General features: G+C 72.4%; 19 protein-coding genes. 10 read left to right on the top strand and 9 right to left on the bottom strand.

The window, feature by feature from the left end; genetic code table 11:
• Nucleotides 1–491 precede the first annotated feature (491 nt).
• Together ACFP2V_RS09080 and ACFP2V_RS09085 are read right to left on the bottom strand one after the other, a co-directional pair.
• Nucleotides 492–692 (bottom strand): DUF397 domain-containing protein, encoded by a 201-nt coding sequence (locus tag ACFP2V_RS09080; protein ID WP_381208195.1) that lies wholly within the window; start codon nt 690–692, stop codon nt 492–494.
• 8 nt (nt 693–700) lie between these two features.
• Nucleotides 701–1,552 carry a helix-turn-helix domain-containing protein gene (locus tag ACFP2V_RS09085; RefSeq protein ID WP_381208198.1) on the bottom strand — a complete coding sequence of 284 codons (852 nt, stop codon included), beginning with the start codon at nt 1,550–1,552 and terminating at the stop codon, nt 701–703.
• A gap of 230 nt (nt 1,553–1,782) precedes the next feature.
• Between ACFP2V_RS09085 and ACFP2V_RS09090 the strand changes: the two genes are divergently transcribed.
• The gene (locus tag ACFP2V_RS09090; protein WP_381208201.1) at nt 1,783–2,211 is read left to right on the top strand and encodes an ATP-binding protein; all 429 of its coding nucleotides are present in this window, start codon (nt 1,783–1,785) and stop codon (nt 2,209–2,211) included.
• Nucleotides 2,212–2,509: 298 nt separating this feature from the next.
• Here the strand turns inward: ACFP2V_RS09090 and ACFP2V_RS09095 are convergent, their stop codons facing one another.
• Nucleotides 2,510–3,517 (bottom strand): EamA family transporter, encoded by a 1,008-nt coding sequence (locus ACFP2V_RS09095; RefSeq protein WP_381208204.1) that lies wholly within the window; start codon nt 3,515–3,517, stop codon nt 2,510–2,512.
• Nucleotides 3,518–3,637: 120 nt separating this feature from the next.
• Between ACFP2V_RS09095 and ACFP2V_RS09100 the strand changes: the two genes are divergently transcribed.
• Complete coding sequence (locus ACFP2V_RS09100; RefSeq protein ID WP_381208207.1) at nt 3,638–4,147, top strand: MarR family winged helix-turn-helix transcriptional regulator; 510 nt, start codon at nt 3,638–3,640, stop codon at nt 4,145–4,147.
• A 171-nt stretch (nt 4,148–4,318) separates the two neighbouring features.
• Here the strand turns inward: ACFP2V_RS09100 and ACFP2V_RS09105 are convergent, their stop codons facing one another.
• From ACFP2V_RS09105 to ACFP2V_RS09125, 5 genes are all read right to left on the bottom strand, one after another.
• The gene (locus ACFP2V_RS09105; protein WP_381208210.1) at nt 4,319–5,056 is read right to left on the bottom strand and encodes a nitroreductase family protein; all 738 of its coding nucleotides are present in this window, start codon (nt 5,054–5,056) and stop codon (nt 4,319–4,321) included.
• A gap of 186 nt (nt 5,057–5,242) precedes the next feature.
• The gene (locus ACFP2V_RS09110) at nt 5,243–5,446 is read right to left on the bottom strand and encodes a hypothetical protein (RefSeq protein ID WP_381208212.1); all 204 of its coding nucleotides are present in this window, start codon (nt 5,444–5,446) and stop codon (nt 5,243–5,245) included.
• A 233-nt stretch (nt 5,447–5,679) separates the two neighbouring features.
• The gene (locus ACFP2V_RS09115) at nt 5,680–5,964 is read right to left on the bottom strand and encodes a hypothetical protein (RefSeq protein WP_381208215.1); all 285 of its coding nucleotides are present in this window, start codon (nt 5,962–5,964) and stop codon (nt 5,680–5,682) included.
• A 98-nt stretch (nt 5,965–6,062) separates the two neighbouring features.
• Nucleotides 6,063–8,423 carry a 4-alpha-glucanotransferase gene (gene malQ / locus ACFP2V_RS09120; RefSeq protein WP_381208218.1) on the bottom strand — a complete coding sequence of 787 codons (2,361 nt, stop codon included), beginning with the start codon at nt 8,421–8,423 and terminating at the stop codon, nt 6,063–6,065.
• A complete protein-coding gene (locus ACFP2V_RS09125) occupies nt 8,424–8,723 on the bottom strand; it encodes a hypothetical protein (RefSeq protein WP_326752784.1) in 300 nt (99 codons plus the stop codon). It abuts the gene before it with no gap.
• Between the two features lie 313 nt (nt 8,724–9,036).
• Here ACFP2V_RS09125 and ACFP2V_RS09130 point away from each other — a divergent pair, with 313 nt between their 5' ends.
• From ACFP2V_RS09130 to ACFP2V_RS09145, 4 genes are all read left to right on the top strand, one after another.
• Complete coding sequence (locus ACFP2V_RS09130) at nt 9,037–11,928, top strand: beta-N-acetylglucosaminidase domain-containing protein (RefSeq protein WP_381208221.1); 2,892 nt, start codon at nt 9,037–9,039, stop codon at nt 11,926–11,928.
• Nucleotides 11,929–12,119: 191 nt separating this feature from the next.
• Nucleotides 12,120–12,653, top strand: a complete 534-nt coding sequence (locus ACFP2V_RS09135) for a PadR family transcriptional regulator (RefSeq protein WP_381208224.1) — start codon at nt 12,120–12,122, stop codon at nt 12,651–12,653.
• The gene (locus tag ACFP2V_RS09140) at nt 12,650–13,414 is read left to right on the top strand and encodes an ABC transporter ATP-binding protein (protein WP_381208227.1); all 765 of its coding nucleotides are present in this window, start codon (nt 12,650–12,652) and stop codon (nt 13,412–13,414) included. Before ACFP2V_RS09135 ends, ACFP2V_RS09140 begins: the two co-directional genes overlap by 4 nt.
• A gap of 71 nt (nt 13,415–13,485) precedes the next feature.
• Nucleotides 13,486–14,829, top strand: coding sequence for an ABC transporter permease (locus ACFP2V_RS09145; protein WP_381208401.1), 1,344 nt, complete (start codon nt 13,486–13,488; stop codon nt 14,827–14,829).
• Nucleotides 14,830–14,998: 169 nt separating this feature from the next.
• Here ACFP2V_RS09145 and ACFP2V_RS09150 read toward each other — a convergent pair whose 3' ends face one another.
• Nucleotides 14,999–15,172: a DUF397 domain-containing protein gene (locus tag ACFP2V_RS09150; protein WP_364737419.1), complete on the bottom strand. Its 174-nt coding sequence runs from the start codon at nt 15,170–15,172 to the stop codon at nt 14,999–15,001.
• 203 nt (nt 15,173–15,375) lie between these two features.
• Between ACFP2V_RS09150 and ACFP2V_RS09155 the strand changes: the two genes are divergently transcribed.
• The 4 genes from ACFP2V_RS09155 to ACFP2V_RS09170 all read left to right on the top strand — a co-directional run bounded on the left by ACFP2V_RS09155 (nt 15,376) and on the right by ACFP2V_RS09170 (nt 18,326).
• Complete coding sequence (locus ACFP2V_RS09155; RefSeq protein ID WP_381208230.1) at nt 15,376–15,696, top strand: hypothetical protein; 321 nt, start codon at nt 15,376–15,378, stop codon at nt 15,694–15,696.
• Between the two features lie 82 nt (nt 15,697–15,778).
• Nucleotides 15,779–16,525, top strand: a complete 747-nt coding sequence (locus ACFP2V_RS09160) for an ABC transporter ATP-binding protein (RefSeq protein ID WP_381208233.1) — start codon at nt 15,779–15,781, stop codon at nt 16,523–16,525.
• On the top strand, nt 16,522–17,766 hold the full coding sequence (locus tag ACFP2V_RS09165) for a DUF7224 domain-containing protein (RefSeq protein ID WP_381208236.1): 1,245 nt from the start codon (nt 16,522–16,524) through the stop codon (nt 17,764–17,766). Before ACFP2V_RS09160 ends, ACFP2V_RS09165 begins: the two co-directional genes overlap by 4 nt.
• Nucleotides 17,763–18,326, top strand: coding sequence for a hypothetical protein (locus ACFP2V_RS09170; RefSeq protein WP_381208239.1), 564 nt, complete (start codon nt 17,763–17,765; stop codon nt 18,324–18,326). Before ACFP2V_RS09165 ends, ACFP2V_RS09170 begins: the two co-directional genes overlap by 4 nt.
• Nucleotides 18,327–18,358: the final 32 nt, after the last annotated feature.

Below are 18,358 nucleotides of genomic sequence, written 5' to 3' on the forward strand. Positions count from 1 at the left end.
CGACCTGCGCATTCTCCCGACCCCGTGCCCAGAACCAGCCCTCAACTGTCGAAGCCGGGTGGAAGCCACGGTCATGGTGAAGGCGGGCCACCTCTACGAGCTTCAGTACGAGTTCACGCCTGAGTGAACAGAGCATCCTCGGGATCCCCGCGGGTGCGGGGAGCAGCGGTCTCTTGCTCCTCGGGCAAGAAGTTACCCGGGACCATCCCCGCGGGTGCAGGGAGCAGGTGGCCTCCAGCGGCACCAGGATCAGGGCGTCGGGGCCATCCCCGCGAGTGCGGGGAGCAGGAACCCGCCTACGGGGCGCCCGAGCAGTCCGGGGGGCCATCCCCGCGGGTGCGGGGATGGTCCCGAGACCGCGACCGAGATCGCAACCGCTGCGACCTGCTCCCCGCACCCGCGGGGATGGTCCCCAGGCGCCCTCCTCGGTTTCCTTGAGGGCGTGCTGCTCCCCGCACCCGCGGGGATCGACTCTCAGAGGGCGCCCCGAGTCACGCCAAGCACCCTTGGTGTTCCTTGAGCGCGTCGACGAAAGCGGCGAAGGCGGGGAGGGGGACGGAGAAACTGCCCTGGAAGGGGGCCTTCGAGTCGCGGATGGCCATACAGTCGCGGTGGAAAGCCACTTCGACACAGGCGTTGCCTTCACCACCGCCGGAGTAGGACGACTTTTTCCAGACGTCGGGGGTCGTCATCGCGGACTTCACAGCTCCTTCGTCAGCCGGTGGATGAACGCGCGGGAGCGCTCTGGCTCAAGCGCTACCGCTTCCAGTTTACGAAAGAGCTTTCGAAAGCGCTGCAGTTGAGCTTCGGCATCGACGAACACCGTTCCGTGCGGCCCGTCGCGTACGACGGTGTCCAGAACGGGAGTGGCGCCGCCCGCGTAGATCATGGCGCTTCCAGCCCCACCGAAGCCGTCCACATCGAAGGGAATGACGCGCACCGTCACGTGCTCCGCGTCGGAGAGCTCCAGAACTCTGCGGAGTTGGGCCACAGCCTGCGACCGGTCACCGACCTTGACCCGCAGGGCCGCTTCATGAACCACCGTCGCATAGGGCGTCGGTTCGGGCCTCTCGATGATGGCCCGACGCCTCATGCGGTGTTCCACCCAGCGGTCCACCTCCTTCTTCGCCAAGTCCGCGTTCATGTAAGCGAAGAGGGCGCGGGCGTAGTCCTCGGTCTGCAGAAGCCCTGGAATGTGCAGGAAGTCCACGTCCCACCGGAAGCCGGCATGGTGCTCCAGCTCCGCGAGATCCAGAAAACCGTTGGGCAGTGAACCCCGATACTCCTCCCACCAGCCCCGCTTCCGCTCGGTCGCCATGACCACCAGCGCCGCGATCAACGCCTCGTCATCACAGGCGTAGTGGGCGGCGAGGCGCCGCAGGCGCTCCTCACTCACTCCCGCGATACCGGACTCGATCTGACTCATTTGCACGGAGTTCACTCCGAGCAGGCTCGCCGCCTCGGTGGCCTTCAATCCGGCGACTTCACGCAGCTTCCGCAGCTCGGCCCCCAAGCGTGCCTGGCGCGCCGTGGGCTGCCGTCTGGGCGGCATGTCATCCCCCTTTCAACGGCCGCACGAGAGCGACACGTTCGAGGGGAAGATTACTCGACAGACTTGCCACGTAATAAATTTATGACCTACTTTCAGTGATGCAGAAACCACGTTGCGCATCCGACGTCACGGAAGTGCACCGCTCCGCCATGCCGGAACGCGAGCGACATCGACACCGCGACCCGGCAGTGCGCCACACCCCAATCCCCTTCACAGTCGGAGGAGTTCGCATGCTCGAAACCGACCCGTGGGAGTACTCCCTCTCCATCCCGAACGACCCCAGAGCTGTCACCGTCTGCCGTCGCACCCTGCGCCTGATCCTCACGATGCACGGCCTGATCGGGCAGGTCGACGTCGCGGAACTGCTCGCGACGGAGTTGATCGGCAACGCAGTGCGGCACACCAAGGGGCCCGCCGCGCTGCGGGTGCGCTGTTCGGCGTCGGGTGTCCTGCGGATCGGGGCGTGGGACGCGGACCCGTCCCCGCCCGAGCCGCCGCAACCCTTCGCTCCGGCGCTGGACCGGGAGGACGGAAGGGGTCTCGCCCTGGTGCGGGCCTGTGCCGATGTCTGGGGCTGGCAGCCGCTCGCACGGGAGGGCAACCGGGGCAAGTACGTGTGGTGCGAGCTGGACGGCGTTCGGGCGGGGCGTCCGGACTGAGCACGCCGGATCGGCGCGCGGCGCGTTCACGCCATCCGTTCCGCGGCGGCGTGGAAACGGCGGACCGCGTGCGCCGCCCGGTCACGGTGGGGTGAGCCGGGCTTCCGTGGCGTCGGCAGCCGGCTGTGCCGCCCAGGTCCGCAGCACCTCGGCCGCCCCCTCCACGGCTCCGGCGGTGCGGGCGGGGCAGATCACGGACGGCTCCGACCAACGCTCCGCAAGGGTGGCCCCCTCCATGAGCATCCGGTTCGCCGTCGCCTGCCCGCCAGCACCTTCCCCGCCGGCCCGGAATGCTGATTCAGCGCGGGTCCGACGGATGGCGAGGCCGCGCGTCACGGTCCGCCATTCCGTTATTTGCAGGGGGCGCCGCTGATGGACGGCAGGCCATCGCGTCGCGGCGCCGCGAAGCCTTCCGCTCGGGCTCCCCTCGCTCAGGCGCCTTCCGCCGGGGCGCGGGTGCAAGCTGACCCGCCACCGTCGCCCCGAACGCCATTGCCATGCCCGCCAGTTGCCACGGCGTCAGCGCCTCGCCGAGCACCGCCCAGCCGACGACGGCCGCGGTAAGCGGGGAGAGCGGGCCGAGGAAGGTGGCCTGGGTGGCGGTGAGGCGGCCGATGCCGCGGAACCAGAGCCAGTACGCGACCGCCGTGTTCACCAGAGCGAGGTAGAGGTAACCGCCGATCGCCGCAGTGTCCAGCACGGGTGGCGCTCCCTCGGCCAGCAGGGCGAGCGGGGCGATCAGCAGGCCGCCCGCGGTCAGTTGCCAGCCGGTGAGCGCGAGCGGGCCGACGCCCTCGGGGCGGCCCCACCGCTTGGTGAGCACGGTGCCGGTGGACATCGAGGCGATGGAGGCGAACGCTGAGAGCACGCCGAGCGGGTCCAGCGCCCCGGCCGCCTTCAGGACGACCAGGCTCACACCGCACGCGGCCGCGAGCCCTGCGAGCAGGGTGTGTGCGGTCGGCCGCTGCCCCAGCAGCAGCGCCGAGAGGCCGACCACGCACAGCGGTGCGATCGAGCCGACGGCCGCCGCCAGACCGCCGGGCAGGCGGTACGCGGAGAGGAACAGCAGCGGGAAGAACGCCCCGATGTTCAGCGCGCCGAGCACGGCCGCCTTCCACCACCAGGCGCCGCGCGGCAGCACCCGGGCGAGCGCGAGCAGCAGCAGTCCGGCGGGCAGGGCGCGCATCAGGCCGGTGAACAGGGGGCGGTCGGCCGGGAGGAACTCGGTGGTGACGGCGTAGGTGGTGCCCCAGGAGACGGGGGCGAGGGCGGTGAGCGCGATCAGGGTGGCACGGTTCGGGGCCATGGGGGCGCTGCCTCTTCCCGGGGTGGCTTCAGGCGGACACAAGGTAGCTTAGCGCTAAGCAACTTTCCAGCAAGCTACTTTCTTGCGGGTGATCGGGAGGGGGGCGGATACTCCTTGCCCATGAGTGCACGCCCCGAGCAGCGCAAGGACCCCGTCGACGCGATCATCGAACAGTGGGCCCGGGAGCGGCCGGACCTCGACACGGCCGCCATGGAGGTCTTCGGCCGCGTCCAGCGGCTCTCACGCGCCATGGGCGACCGGATGGAGAGGGCATACGCCGAGTACGGCATCTCGCGCGGGGAGTTCGACGTCCTCGCGGCCCTGCGCCGCTCCGGCGAGCCCTACACCCTCTCCCCGCGCCGGCTCTCGGCCACGCTGATGCTCACCACCGGCGGGATGACGGGCCGCCTCGACAAACTGGAGCGGGCGGGACTGCTGCGCCGCTCCCCCGACCCGCACGACCGCCGGGGGCTCCAGGTCACGCTCACCGAGCAGGGCCTGCGTCTGGCCGACGAGGCGGTCGGCGCGGGCCTCGCCCTGCAGACGGAGGCACTGTCCGCCCTGGACGGGGAGCGGGTGGAACAACTGGCCGATCTACTGAGGGAGTTGCTGCTCGCCACCGAGAGGTAGAGGTGGCGGACCGGTCGACGTCCGGGGCATGAAAGCCGAACGCCGGGCCACCACCGCGTTCCGGGCGGGGCACACCCTCCCCCGCCCGGCGCCCGGTGGCGGCCCGGCGACTCAACGGCCCGGCAGCTCAACGGCGTAGCGACTCAGCGCCCGGAGCCCGGCCCCCGTGGCCTACCAGCGGTTGCGGTGCACGACCTCGGCGACCGGGCGGCGGCTCACCGGACCGAAGTTGCCGCGCGGCCACCCCACCGGGATGGCGGCGAAGGTGTTCATGTCCTCGGGAATGCCGAGGGCGGCCTTCCACTCCTCCTCCAGCATCAGGTGCCAGATGGTGATGTTGGCGGCCAGCCCCAGGGCCCGCGCGGCGAGCAGCAGGTTCTGCACGCCCGGGTAGACGCAGGAGCCCTCCGCGAGGGCGGAGAAGCGCTCCTGGATCCGCCCCATGCGCGCCGTCGCCTCGGCACCGAGCGCCTCGGCGTACTTCCGCACGCCCTCCTCCTCCATCCTCGGCTCCGGGAACCGGTAACAGGGGATGATCAGCGCCGGGGTCTCGGCGAAGTGGTCGCGCTGGTACTCGATGGCGGCGACCATGCGTCCGTACGCGGCCTCGTCCATGCCGGCGGGGGCGTACTTGCCGGTCGTGGCGAGGTACGCGTCCACGCACCGCTTCCACAGCGGCGCGAGCTCGGCCATGACCTCGGGGTCGGTGACGACGACGTACTCGTAGCGCTGCATGTTGCCGCCGCTGGGGCCCCAGACGGCCGCCTGGATCAGTCGGTCCAGGAGCTCGTCGGGCACCGGGTCGGGCTGCAGGCGCCGCATGGCCCGCATGGTGGACATGGTCGCGAAGAGAGCCGGTTCGGTGGCGTCGTCGGCCGGCGTCTCGGACAGGGTGGCTTGAGTGTTCATGGACAGAGTCTAGGAACGACGCGCCTCACCCTGACGCCCGGTCACCTTCACTGTGTTCCGGGCGCCCTTGACGCTCCTTCAGCCCTTCGACGAAGACAGTGAAGGGGGAAGCGGAAGCGCGGACGGAGAGGGGCGCGAAACGGGATGCGGGCGAGCCGGACGCGCGACGTCCTGCTAGTCACCCTGCTAGTCACCGTCGTCGGCGGACTGGTCCAGGCCCCGGCGCCGGTTCTTCCCGGAGCGGCGCAGCAGCTCCCCCGCGCCGAGCGTCGTGGCCGCCACGACGCGTGTCCACCGGGGCCCGCCGCGCTCCGCCCACACCACGCACACGCACCCGCCGACGACGAGCGCCAGGATGCCGAGCAGCACCAGAGCAATCACGTTCCCCACCCCTGCCTTCGTCCGTACTGTCCTGGCGATCGTCCCGGGCCGGAAGGAAAGGCCACCCGGGCAGCATGCCGTACGTGCCACCGACGGGACGAGGGGGAACACCGGCCGCCCGGAGCGGTACGCGGCACGAAGGGCGCCGGCCCCGCCCCGTACGGTGATGCGTGCGCGTACGGGGGCGGGGCCGGCGCCCTCGGAAAGCTGCGGGGACGACCGGCCGGAGTCCGGGACCGGGGTCAGGCCTTGACGTCGGTCTCGGCGTCGGGCTTGATCCCGATGTTGGAGCTGGTCGCGTCCTTCTTGTGCGACTTGTCGCCGACCATCACCAGGCCGGCGATGACCAGGAAGAGCACGATCGGGGCCACGACGTACAGACCCAGCGTCTCGATCACGCTCAGGCCCGTGCCGGGGTCGTCCCCGTGGTCGCGGGTGAGCGCGAGCGCGGGGGACGTCATGAGCAGCATCATCAGCGTCGTACCGGCTGCCAGGGCGCCGGCGCGCAGGGCGTTCTTCTTGTCCACAGTGCCAACGTAGCGAACAGCCGTGGGGCCCGCGCGTCCGGGGTGGCGCACGGCACCCCGGACATGCCAGGCATGCCCCGGTTCGAACCGGTTTGCCATCAGGTCCCGCCCGGGGTGTCCGCGCTGGCCCCACGGTCCGCTCCGCCCTGCCGGTCGGTGTGGGTGCGGACCACGTCGAGCAAGGCGCGCAGTCTCGGGGACGCCGTCAGCTCCTCCAGGGAGATCGGGCGGCCCTGCGCGTCGGCGATGGGCAGCCGCCAGTTCGGGTACTGGTCCCAGGTGCCGGGGAGGTTCTGCGGGCGGCGGTCGCCGACGCCGTCGGGGAGCCAGACGCCGATCATCCGGGCGGGGGTCCGCAGCAGGTAGCGGTGGACGGCCTGGACGCGTGCCTCCTCCTCGGTGGGGGCGGCGCCCGGCCCGCCGCGGCCGTGCAGCAGGCCGAGCCGCGCCAGCAGGTCCAGCCACTCCGCCGTGTCGGCGACGGCCTCCGCGTGCTCCTCGGCGAGAGGGCGGGTGAGCAGGCCGAGGCCGTCACGGAGCTCGACGTGTTCGCCGGTGAGGCGGGACGCGGTGGGCGGCAGGTCGTGGGTGGTGACGGTGGCCAGGCAGTCGGCGCGCCAGGCCTTTGGCGGCAGCGGTCGGCGGTCGCCCTCCCAGTCCCGTTCGAACCAGAGCACCGACGTCCCGTACACACCGCGTTCGCGCAGTGCCTCGCGCACACCGGGCTCGACCGTGCCCAGGTCCTCGCCGATCACCACCGCCCCGGCCCGGGATGCCTCCAGGACCAGGACGGCGAGCATCGCCTCGGCGTCGTAGCGGACGTACGTGCCCTCGGTGGGCGGCTTCCCCTGGGGCACCCACCAGAGCCGGAACAGGCCCATGACGTGGTCGATGCGCAGGGCGCCCGCGTACCGGAAGAGGGCCTGGAGCAGGGCGCGGAACGGCGCGTAGCCGCAGGCGGCGAGCCGGTCGGGGCGCCAGGGCGGCAGGCCCCAGTCCTGGCCGCGGGCGTTGAAGGCGTCCGGGGGTGCGCCGACCGACATGCCGGCGGCGAGGACGTCCTGCTGCGCCCAGGCGTCGGAGCCGCCGGGGTGCACGCCGACCGCGAGGTCGTGGATGATCCCGAGCGGCATCCCGGCCTCGCGCGCGGCCCGCTGGGCGGCGGTGAGCTGGGTGTCGGTGAGCCAGGCCAGCCGGGAGTGGAAGTCGACCCGGTCCGCCAGTTCGTGGCGGGCCCGCGCGGTCCCGGGCGAGCGCGGGTCGCGCAGTGGGGCGGGCCAGGTGTGCCAGTCGGGGCCGTGCACCTCGGTGAGCGCGCACCAGGTGGCGTGGTCCTCCAGGGCCTGCCCCTGCCCGGCGAGGAAGTCGCGGTAGGCGGCGAGGCGGCCGGGGCCGAGCGGTACCTCGTTCACCACTGCTTCGAGTGCGGCCTTCTTGACCGCCCAGACGGCGTCCCGGTCGATCAGGGCGCCCTTGTCCAGCACCGCCTCGCGCAGTTCCGCGGCCCGCTGGAGCAGGTCCCCCAGCCGGTCCCGTCGCGGGTCCCGCCGCGGGTCCCGTTGCCGGGCGCGGTCGTCCCCGGCGCCCGTGAGGTCCTCGGCTCCCGCGACGCCCCCGCCCTCGCCTTCGCCCTCCACGCCGCGCTCGCCCTCCTCCACGTACGCGAACTCCGGAATGTCCTCGATCCGCAGGTGGACCGGGTCCGGGAAACGGCGGGAGGACGGCCGGTAGGGCGAGGGGTCGGTCGGAGGGCCGGGGACGGCCGCGTGCAGCGGGTTGATCTGGACGAATCCGGCGCCGAGGGTGCGGCCGGCCCAGGTGGCGAGTTCGCCGAGGTCGGCGAGGTCGCCCATGCCCCAGGAGCGGCGGGAGAGGAGCGAGTAGAGCTGGACGAGGAGTCCGTAGGAGCGGGCCGGGGGCGCGGGCAGCCGGGGCGGGGCGACGATCAGGTGGGCCTCGCCGGTGCGGCCGTCGGGCGCGGTGGCGGTCACCCGGTGCACGCCGGGCGGGAGGTTCCCGGCCGAGGCGCGGGTCTCGCCCTGCTCGGTGCGGACGAGCAGCCGGGTGCCTTCGGGGAGCGCGGCCAGGGCGGGCGGCATGCCGGTGCCCCAGCCGACCACGGTGGGCGGCAGCAGCCGCTCAGCCTGCTCCCGCTCGCGGGCGGTGAGCGCGTCACGGACGGCCTCGGGGGTCCCCGCGTCCACGCCGAGGGCGGCCAGGGCGCGGGTGACGGCGGTGGCCGAGGCGGCGACCGTACGGTCCGGGGAGGGGGTGTAGGAGGTGGCGACGCCATGGAGGGCGGCGAGCCGGGACAGGTCCGCGGAAGGCGCGGAAGGCTCCGGCGCCGGCCCTGAGGGCGGCGTGGAAGGCCCGGACGGTGGCTCGGAAGGGTCGGAGGGTGACGCGGAAGGGTCGGAGGACGACTCTGAAGGCGGCTCGGCCGGTCCGGCACCGGCCATCTAGGGCTCCGGGACGTACTGCGCCGGGAAGGAGTCGAGTCCGGTGGCGTCCATGGAGGCGTCGGACTCGCTGGTCAGGGGGGCGGCGTCGGAGAGCGGGGGCTCGCTGGTAAGGGGTTCGGCGTCGGGCAGCGGGGGCTCGCTGGTGAGCGGGACTCCCGCGCAGGGGGCCTCCGCGCTGAAGACGCAGGCGTGCATGCCTTCGGCTTCGGCGCTGTGCAGGCCGTCGAGGTCGGCGGACGGGTCCGCCTCGGGTTTGGACAGGGGCGGGGACAGAACGAACGCCGGTGCAGCAGCCACTGAGGGCCTCCTCGTCGGAATCAATCGGAATCGCTGGGAATCGCTGGGAGTCGATCGGAGTCAATCGGACGGAATCTCATGGGGCTTCGCGCACGGATGCGCCGGTCGGCGGGGTTCCTCGCAGCCCCTACCCAGCGGGCGCGAAGGCAGGCATCCCCGTCCGTGGAACGTGCTTCTGCTCACATCGTGTTCCCGTTCCCGCATTCCACATGCGGGCAAACCCGCCACAACGGCCACTCTGATTGACACGTCCGGAGCACAATGATGGGCTCCTGGCCTGTCACGTAACGGTTCTGTCTCCTCGGGAGGGGCCTTGCAGCTACGACGTGGGAAGAGGGCGGCCGCCCTCGCGTTCGTCGTCGTCGCCGGGACGCTGGGCGCCGCGCCCGCTTCCGTGGCGGCCCCCTCCGTTCCCGGGACGACGACGTCCCCCGTTCCCGACCGGGTCGGGGCGGGCCTGGCCGTCTGGCCCCGCCCCCAGTCCCTGCGGGCGAACGGCGCTCCGGTCGTGGTGACCGAAGAGGTCGTCCTGAGCACCGACGCGTCGGCCGACCCCCATGCCGTCGAGGCCCTGCGCGCGCTGCTGCGGGAGGCCGGCGCGCGCCGGTTCACCGCCTCCGGCGACAAGGCGCCCGAGGGGGCGCTCGTGGTGCGGATGGGCGCGGACCGGCCTGTGGGCTCCTCCCAGCCGGACCTTCACGCCCTCCCGTCGGGCGGCTACGCCCTGACCGTCGGCGGGGAGGCCGTCGTGCTCACCGGTGCGGGCGAGGACGGCCTGTTCCACGCCGTACAGACGCTGCGTCAGCTCCTGCGTCCCGACGGCACCTTCACGGCCGCCGTCGTCCGCGACTGGCCGGGCACCGCCGTGCGCGGGATCACCGAGGGCTTCTACGGCACCCCGTGGACGCACCGGCAGCGGCTGGGCCAGCTGGACTTCATGGGCCGCACCAAGCAGAACCGGTTCCTGTACGCGCCCGGTGACGACCTCCACCGTCAGGCCCGCTGGCGCGAGCCGTACCCGGACCGGCAGCGCGCGGAGTTCCGGGAGCTGGCGGAGCGGGCCCGGAGCAACCACGTCACGCTCGGCTGGGCGGTGGCGCCGGGCCAGGCGATGTGCTTCGCCTCGGACAAGGACCTGCGCGCGCTGACCCGCAAGCTGGACGCGATGCGGGCGCTGGGCTTCCGGGCCTTCCAGCTGCAGTTCCAGGACGTCAGCTACAGCGAGTGGCACTGCGGGGAGGACGCGAAACGCTTCGGTTCCGGCCCCGACGCCGCCGCCCGCGCCCAGGCGTACGTGGCGAACGCGGTGGCCCGCCACCTGGCGGACCGTCACCCTGATTCCGCCGCACTCTCGTTGATGCCGACCGAGTACTACGAGGACGGGTCGACCGCGTACCGGCGGGCCCTCTCGGACGCCCTGGACTCCGGGGTGGAGGTGGCGTGGACCGGGGTCGGCGTGGTGCCGAGCACCATTACGGGCGGCGACCTGGCCGAGGCGCGGAAGGTGTTCGCGCGCCCGCTGGTGACCATGGACAACTATCCGGTCAACGACTTCGCCCCCGGCCGGATCTTCCTCGGCCCCTACCAGGGCCGCGAGCCCGCCGTGGCCGCCGGTTCGGCCGCCCTGCTCGCGAACGCGATGGAGCAGCCCGAGGCGTCCCGCATCCCCCTGTTCACGGCCGCCGACTTCGCCTGGAACCCGCGCGCCTACGACCCCCAGGAGTCCTGGCGGGCCGCGATCAAGGACCTCGCGGGGGGTGACCCCGTGCTGGGCGAGGCGCTGTCCGCGCTGGCGGGCAACGACGCGTCCTCGGTCCTCGGCGCCGAGGAGTCGGCGTACCTGCGGCCGCTGCTGAAGGAGTTCTGGCGGACCCGCGCGGACGCCGGCGGCGACGAGGGCCGCGCGGCGGAGAAGCGGCTGCGCGCCGCCTTCACGGTGCTGCGCGAGCTGCCCGGGACCCTGGCCGGCGACCCGCGCACCGCCTCGCTCGCCGACGAGGTCGCACCCTGGACCGGGCAGTTGGCCCGCTACGGCGAGGCGGGCCTGACCGCGCTGGACATGCTGCGCGCGCAGGAGTCCGACGACGCGGGCGCCTCCTGGACCGCGTACCGGGAGCTGGCCGAGCGGCGGACGCTGCTGAAGCCCGCCCGGGTGACGGTCGGCAAGGGCGTCCTGGACCCGTTCCTGAACCGGGCCCGGGACGCGTACGAGACCTGGGCGGGCATCGGCCGCGAGGCGACCGCCGGCTCCGGCGGCCGGTCGGACGACGGCGTGCTCCAGCTGCCGCGGGTCCGGGACCTGAGCACGGTGACGGTCCTGGCCGAGCCCGGCACCGCGGGGACGGTCGAGATCCACGCGCCGGGCGCGGGCTGGCGCCGCCTGGGCACACTGGCCGCCTCCGGCGCCACCGAGCTGCGGGTGGACGGACCGGCCGGCGCCGTCCGCGTCACCGGCGCGGACGCCTCCCGGGTACGGCATGTCGTGCCGTGGTTCACGGACGAGCCCGGCGTCTCGATGACGCTGCCGGACGGCTCCGCGGACACCGACATCGGCGGCACCCGGCGGCTGACGGCCACGCTCGGGTCGCTGCTCCCCGAGCAGGTGCGCGGCAAGGTGACCGTCGAGGCGCCGAAGGGCGTGAAGGTACGGGTTCCGAAGGGCGCCCTGACCGTCCCGCGCGGCACGCCCGTGGAGGTGCCCGTCGAGGTGACGGTGGAGCCGGGGACGCCGGTCCGGTCGTACGAGGTGCGGCTCGGCTTCGGCGGGGTGACACAAACGCTGCCGGTCAACGCCGTCCCGCGCACCGCCGGGCCCGACCTGGCCCGCACCGGCACGTCGAGCTCCTCGGCCGACGAGACGCCCGACTTCCCCGCCTCGGCGGCGAACGACGGTGACCCGGCGACGCGCTGGTCGTCCCCGGTCGAGGACGACTCCTGGTGGCAGGTCGACCTGGAACGCCCGGTGCGGCTGGGCCGGGTCGCACTGCACTGGCAGGACGCGCACCCGTCGGCGTACCGCGTCGAGGTCTCGTCGGACGGCCGCAGCTGGCGTACGGCGGTGTCGGTGGCGGACAGCGCCGGCGGGCGGGAGACGCTGCGCATGGACGAACCCGACGTCCGTCACGTCCGCGTCCAGGGCGAGGCCCGCGCCACCGAGTGGGGCTACTCCCTGTGGTCGGTGGAGGCCTACGCGGTCGCGGACTGAGGTGAGGCGGGGCGGAGAGGCCCGGGGGCACCAGGACGGACGCCCGGCCCCCGGGCCGCCCCGGCCTCACGGCCCCGAGCCGTCCCCGGCCTCGCACCCCTAAATCCTTGCGACCCTCCGGTTCCGGACTCGATGATCTTTTCGCGAGTAGCTATTCACTCAGTACATGTACTCAGTGCATAATGAGATCCATGAGCACCCGTCACGTCCTGCTGGGCCTGCTCGCCTCGGGGCCGAGCCACGGCTACGACCTCAAGCGACGCCACGACGAACAATTCCCCGAGGCCCGCCCCCTGGCCTACGGGCAGGTCTACACGACCCTGCAACGCCTGGTCCGCGACGGCCTCGCCGAGGTCGACGGCACCGAGTCGGACGGTGGTCCGGAGCGGACCGCGTACCGCACGACGGAAGCGGGGGAGCGTGAACTGGCCTGCTGGGCCGGGGAGATCGCTCCGCCCGCGCCCTTCGTGACGAACGAGATCTTCGCCAAGGTCGTGGTGTCGATCCTGTCCGGCGGTGACCCGGCCGCGTACCTGCGCGCCCAACGCGCCGCCCACATGGGGCGGATGCGGGAACTCACCGCGGTGAAGTCCGCGGCCGGGGCCGGACTGGCGACCGTGCTCTCGGCGGACTACGCCCTCAACCACTTGGATGCCGACCTCCGTTGGATCACCACCACGGCGGCCCGGCTCACCACTCTGACCGCGGAGGTCGACGCAGCATGAGCAACCGGAGCAAGGGGAGCGGCGGGAGCCCCACGGGCGACGGCACCGACACCGGCAGCGGTGCCGACACCGGCAGCGGCCCCGCACAACCGCTGCTCGCGGCCCGCGGCCTGGTCAAGGCGCGCGGCAAGACGCTCGCCCTGCGTGACGCCTCCGTGGAGCTGCGCGCCGGGGAGATCCTGGCGGTGACCGGCCCCAGCGGCAGCGGCAAGTCGACGCTGCTGCACTGCCTGGCCGGGATCGTCCGCCCCGACGCCGGCACGGTGACGTACGACGGACAGCGGCTGGAGGAACTGCCGGAGAAGCGGCTGAGCGAGCTGCGCCGTACCGACTTCGGGGTGGTGTTCCAGTTCGGGCAGCTCGTTCCGGAGCTGACCGCGCTCGACAACGTGGCGCTGCCGCTGATGCTGGCCGGCACCGGGCGGGCGCAGGCCCGGGAGCGGGCCGGGGAGTGGCTGGAGCGGTTCGGGGTGCGCGGGCAGGCGGAGTCGCGGCCGGGCGAGATGAGCGGCGGGCAGGCGCAGCGGGCCGCGCTGGCGCGGGCCCTGGTCACCGGCCCGAGGGTGGTCTTCGCGGACGAGCCGACCGGCGCGCTGGACTCGCTGGCCGGCGAGCAGGTGATGACGGCGCTGGCGCACACGGCCCGGGAGGCGGGCACGGCGGTGCTGCTGATCACGCACGACGCCCAGGTGGCCGCGTACGCCGACCGCGAGGCGCAGCTGCGCGACGGGACACTGACACCGCTGGAGGTGACCGCGTGAACGCCGCCGGCTCCTCGAACACCCGATCCTCCTCGGGTACCCGCCCCTCCTCGGGCACCTGGCGTTCCGATCTGCGGCTGGCCTGGCTGCTCACGCACGGTTCGGACCGGCGGGAGTGGTGGCGGGTCGCACTCACCGCGACCGGCGCGGCGCTGGCCACCGGGTGCGCGCTCGCCGCCGGAGTCCTGCTGTCGCTGGGCGGCCGCAGCACCAGCACGTCCGTCGCCGAGGGACTGGTCGACGAGCCGGGGACGCGCGCCGGGGTGATCCTCGGTCTGCTGCTCCTGCTGGTCCCGGTCCTCGGGTTCCTCGGGCAGTGCGCCCGCGTCGGCGCCGTGCACCGGGACCGGCGGCTGGCCGGACTGCGGCTGGCCGGGGCGACGCCCTGGCAGGTGCGGCGGATCGCCGCGCTGGAGACCGGGCTGGCCTGTCTGCTCGGCTCGGCGGTCGCGACCGTCGTCTCGGTCCTGCTCCTGCTGGGCCTGGAGGCACAGCCGGACGCCCTCGCCTGGGTGGTGGTCGCGCTGGTCGCCCTCGCGGTGCCGGTGCTGGGCGCGGCAGTGAGCGCGCTGGCGCTGCGCCGGGTGGTGGCCTCGCCGCTCGGCCCGGTACGCCGGGTGACGGAGATCCGTTCGGCACGCGGGCCCGGCCGGCTGTTCCTGGGCGGGGCGGCGCTGGTGGTGGCGGTGGGCGTGGCGACCGCGATGACCGACCACGCAGCGACCCGCGGGGCGAACTGGCAGTTCCCGGTGATGATGTTCGCCGCGCTGCTCGCGGTCGGCGCGGGCGCGGTGTGGCTGGCCGGAGCCTCCTCCCGGCTGGTGGGGCGGGTGCTCGCGGGCCGGGCCCGGTCGGCGGCGGTGCTGATCGCGGCGGAGCGGCTGCGCGCCGACCCGTGGGCGGCGGCCCGTACGCATGCGGCCATGCTGCTGGTGACGGTCGTCGGCACCGGGTTCATGGGCGTGCGCCACGCGTTCCTCGCGGCACTGCACCGCAACCAGGGGTCCCTGGGCGGGTCCATGTCGTACTACACGACGGGCCTGAACCTGACCGCCGCGGCGATCACGGTGGCGGTACTGATCACTCTGACCGCTCTCGCCGTCGGCACCGCCGAGTCGCTGGCCACCCGTCGGCGGGGACTGGCCGCGCAGACCGCCGCCGGTGTGCCGCGCCCGGTACTGAACCGGGCGCTGCTCCTGGAGACCGCGCTGCCCCTGGCCCCGGCCCTGCTGCTCGCGGGCGTCGGCGGCATGGCTATCGGCGTCGGCTACGGCACGCTGGCGAAGGCACCGTCCCTGCCCTGGGCGGCCCTGCTGGTGCCCCCGGCGGCCTACGCCGCCTGCCTCCTGGCCTCGGCAACGGCGCTCCCCCTGCTGCACCGTTCGGCCGACCCGACCCAGCTGCGGTACGCCTGACCGGCCGGCGCGGCGGCCATGCCCCGGTGCCCGGGGGGACGGGGGTTCACCGGGTGCCAGGGCGTGGCCGTCGCGCCGCCGTGCCCGGATGGATGCGGGCCGGGGCAGGCTGGTCAGGCGGAGATACCGCCCACGCCGGGCCGGCCCTCCTCGATGGCCCCACGGACAGTCAGCCCAGCGAAGCGGTGAACTCCGCCCAGGTCGCCGCCGCGAGACGAAGTATCGGACCGTCGGGATCCTTGGAGTCCCGTACGGCCACGACCTGGGGGGTACCGAGGGCGACCTCCACACATTCGCCAGAGGTGTTGCTGTGGCTGGACTTCACGAAGTCGAAGCCGTTCATCGCTGCATGTCCTCGCTGATGCTCTCGACCATTCCGAGCGATTCCCTTACTGATCAGCGAAGTCAGGGGCGTCAACTCTGCTTCTTCAGATACTGGTTGGGGGACATGTGGCGGCTACCAGGAAGCAGCAATCCCTTGATCATCATCGACCTGTCCACTTAGATGATCACTATCTCTACGCAATCAACTCAAGAAAAATACATATGCGTTCTGCGCGTTTCAACACCCTGCGTGAGCCCGCTCGCCGCATAGGCACCGTCACTCTCGGCGCCACTGCTGCCCTCGGCGTCATCACCGCTCCGGCTCAAGCCGCCTCCTGGAGCAACTCGCTGACGAACGCCGGTCCCGGCTTCGATTCCCGCCACTGGTACGACACGGGCGGCTCGACCAACATCAAGTTCACCGGACGCTCCAGCAACTGGTCGGACCACAGCTCGGGCGACTACTGCTTCGCCGTCAACTACGGCACCTCCGGGCTCAACGTCACCGTGCGGACACTGATGGTCACGTACTGGTCGCAATAGAGCTCTTCGCCCCCAGGGGCACGTCCGCCGTGGTGGACGTGCCCCCGGGGTGCTCCCATTCCCCGTGGACAAGGTACGACCCATGCCCCTGCACTATCAGGCCTGCACCTTCCGATACAGGTCACGCTCTCGCCCGGTCCTGGACCGTCTCACGCTGCGCTTCTCGCCCGGCCACACAGTCCTCCTCGGCCCCAACGGCGCCGGGAAGAGCACGCTCCTCTCCCTCGGTGCGAGCGCCCAGAAACCCCAGTCAGGAACCGTCAGCTACGCTGACTTCGACTCCGCCACCCGCAGGCATCTGCGCGCTTACCGCGAAAAGGTCTCCTGGCTGCCGCAGCGCCCCGGCTTCATCCCCGGACTCTCCTGCCGCGAACACGTCGCCTACGTCGGATGGCTCAAGGGCATGCGTGAGCGCGACGCCTGGCATGCCGCACCCTCGGCCATCGAACGCGTGGGCCTCAGCGACAAGCTCGATGACAAGATCAAGACACTGTCCGGCGGTCAGCAGCAGCGCATCGCCATCGCGCAGGCCCTCGTCCACGACGCGGAACTCCTCCTCCTCGACGAACCCACCGTCGGCCTCGACCCCCACCAGCGGCGCCGGTTCCTCGACCTGCTGGCCTCCTTGCGCGGAACCGTCCACGTCATCGTCTCCACCCACGACATCGGCGACCTGGACGAATCCTTCGACGAAGTCGTGGTCCTCGAATCCGGAAAGGCGCGCTTCCGGGGCACCGTGCAGGAGTTCACCGAGCACGCGGATCCCGCCTGCGCCCCCGCCCGACGTCTGGAGAGTGCTTACGCCTCCCTCCTGGAGGCGGCCGAATGATCACCTGGGCCAATCTCCGCGCATCCGCCGCCCTTTGGCTGATGCTCCCCGTCCTCATCTACGTCTCCCTCTACATCGGTGACGCCGCCTCCCCGGTCCCCTCCCGCTACGGGGTCGAAGCCGGCGAGCTGGTCGCGTACGCGGTGGCGGTCGTCGTCCCGGCCACAGCGGGAGCCGCCGCCTGGGAGGCGGGACGCCACCGTATGTTGGGAGCACTGCGCGCCACTGCCCATCGCAGCGCGATACGACAGCTCCTGCGCGCCGCCGCCCCCGTTCTCCTCCTCCTGGGGGTGCTCGTCATCGGCGCTGTCGTCATGGCGTACGACGCCGCCCGGGTGCTGCCGCAGGGCGCCGGGGTGCTCGCTGTCGCCCACCTGATCGTGCTGTCCTGTGGCTGGCTCGTCATCGGCTGGTGCGTCGGGCTCGTCATGCCCAAGTCCATCGCCGCGCCCGCGGTGGCGATCGGCTGCTGGGTGTGGCTGTCGTGGCCCCACGCGACAGCCAATCCATGGGTCCGGCACCTGGGCGGCTTCGTCGACGGGCTCTCCAGCGTCACCGACACACGCTCACCGTCCGTCTACTTCGTCCCCTGGGGCGTCACCGCCGCTCTCGCGCTCGCGTTCTGGGCACTCGCCGGCATCCCCCGGCGCGCGTGGGGAGCGGCCGTGGCCCTGACAACGATCATGCTCACGCTGCTCACCGGGCGCGCCCTTGTGTCCGACTGGGGTTTCCGCCATCCGACAAGCCCTCGCATCACCACCATGGCTTGCGCCGGCGACGCGCCCCGTGTGTGCGTACCACCGGAGTACGCCCCCTACGCCACCCAGCTGCGGAAAGACGTCCTCGCCCCGATCGGCAAGCTCCGAGAAGCCGGTGTCCCCGCGCCCCGGGAGCTGCAGATCAGCTCCACCGAGGTTCCGCTCGAGCCGGGAATCTGGCCCCTGTACTGGTCCCCGGCCGGCCACAGCACAGACCCCGCCCAGTACGCGGCGGACATGGCCGAATCGGCGGTCACAGGAACCGCCGCGCTGCACGGGGTGAAGGACTGCCGTCAGCCGGGTTCCGCCGCGGCCGCCTGGGCGGCACTTGCAGCCGGCGTCCCCCGACAAGGTGTCCAGGCGGCGCTCGCGCCAGCGGACTGGGAGGCGGTTCGGAAGGTCCGCATCCGCCCAGTCGAGGAGCAGGTCGACTGGTTCACCAAAACCGTCACCTCTCAGGAACACTGCAGGGCTCTGTCGTGACCCTGTACGCGACACAGGTGCGTCAGTGGCTGGCAGTACCAGCGGCTCTCGGCCTGCTCATCGCCGTGTGTCTCCTCGCAGGCAAGAGCGAGGTCCCCGTCCCGAGCATCACCAGCGGGATGGGAAACGCGCAGCTGGCCTTCTTCACCCCTGTCCTGGCCATCGTTGCCGTCATGTACTGCCTGGACCGCAGACTCGGCCAGGCGGAGACCACAGCGGTACAGCCCGTCAGCACGCTCGACCGGGGAATGGTCACGGTTACCGCAGCCCTTGCTCATCTGGCCGGGCTGCTGGTCGGAATGGACATCGCCCGCAACACCGTCCTGCTGCTGGCCGTCGCTCTCCTCATCCGGCGGCTGATCAACGAAGCGGCGGCGACCGCAGCGGGGCTCATGCTCCTCGTCCTCAACCTCGTCGCAGGCCGCGCCTACGACCCCGACGGCCTTGTGAGCCACACCTGGTGGGCCATTGCCCTCTACCCCGCCGACAACTTCAGCGCGTGGCTGGCCACCGCCGCTGCATTCGCTCTCGCACTGCCTCTTGGAATCCCCCGCCGCTAGCCGGGCGATCATGGAAGGGCTTCCGGACGCCA

The organism is Streptomyces incanus (genome assembly GCF_042656345.1).
Classification (GTDB): Bacteria; Actinomycetota; Actinomycetes; order Streptomycetales; family Streptomycetaceae; genus Streptomyces; species Streptomyces incanus.

Bases quoted from the DNA above. Each gene is read 5' to 3' on its own strand.
- ACFP2V_RS09080 (WP_381208195.1), bottom strand. From the start codon at position 692: ATGACGACCCCCGACGTCTGGAAAAAGTCGTCCTACTCCGGCGGTGGT.
- ACFP2V_RS09085 (WP_381208198.1), bottom strand. From the start codon at position 1,552: ATGCCGCCCAGACGGCAGCCCACGGCGCGCCAGGCACGCTTGGGGGCC.
- ACFP2V_RS09090 (WP_381208201.1), top strand. From the start codon at position 1,783: ATGCTCGAAACCGACCCGTGGGAGTACTCCCTCTCCATCCCGAACGAC.
- ACFP2V_RS09095 (WP_381208204.1), bottom strand. From the start codon at position 3,517: ATGGCCCCGAACCGTGCCACCCTGATCGCGCTCACCGCCCTCGCCCCC.
- ACFP2V_RS09100 (WP_381208207.1), top strand. From the start codon at position 3,638: ATGAGTGCACGCCCCGAGCAGCGCAAGGACCCCGTCGACGCGATCATC.
- ACFP2V_RS09105 (WP_381208210.1), bottom strand. From the start codon at position 5,056: ATGAACACTCAAGCCACCCTGTCCGAGACGCCGGCCGACGACGCCACC.
- malQ (WP_381208218.1), bottom strand. From the start codon at position 8,423: ATGGCCGGTGCCGGACCGGCCGAGCCGCCTTCAGAGTCGTCCTCCGAC.
- ACFP2V_RS09135 (WP_381208224.1), top strand. From the start codon at position 12,120: ATGAGCACCCGTCACGTCCTGCTGGGCCTGCTCGCCTCGGGGCCGAGC.
- ACFP2V_RS09140 (WP_381208227.1), top strand. From the start codon at position 12,650: ATGAGCAACCGGAGCAAGGGGAGCGGCGGGAGCCCCACGGGCGACGGC.
- ACFP2V_RS09150 (WP_364737419.1), bottom strand. From the start codon at position 15,172: ATGAACGGCTTCGACTTCGTGAAGTCCAGCCACAGCAACACCTCTGGC.
- ACFP2V_RS09155 (WP_381208230.1), top strand. From the start codon at position 15,376: ATGCGTTCTGCGCGTTTCAACACCCTGCGTGAGCCCGCTCGCCGCATA.
- ACFP2V_RS09160 (WP_381208233.1), top strand. From the start codon at position 15,779: ATGCCCCTGCACTATCAGGCCTGCACCTTCCGATACAGGTCACGCTCT.
- ACFP2V_RS09165 (WP_381208236.1), top strand. From the start codon at position 16,522: ATGATCACCTGGGCCAATCTCCGCGCATCCGCCGCCCTTTGGCTGATG.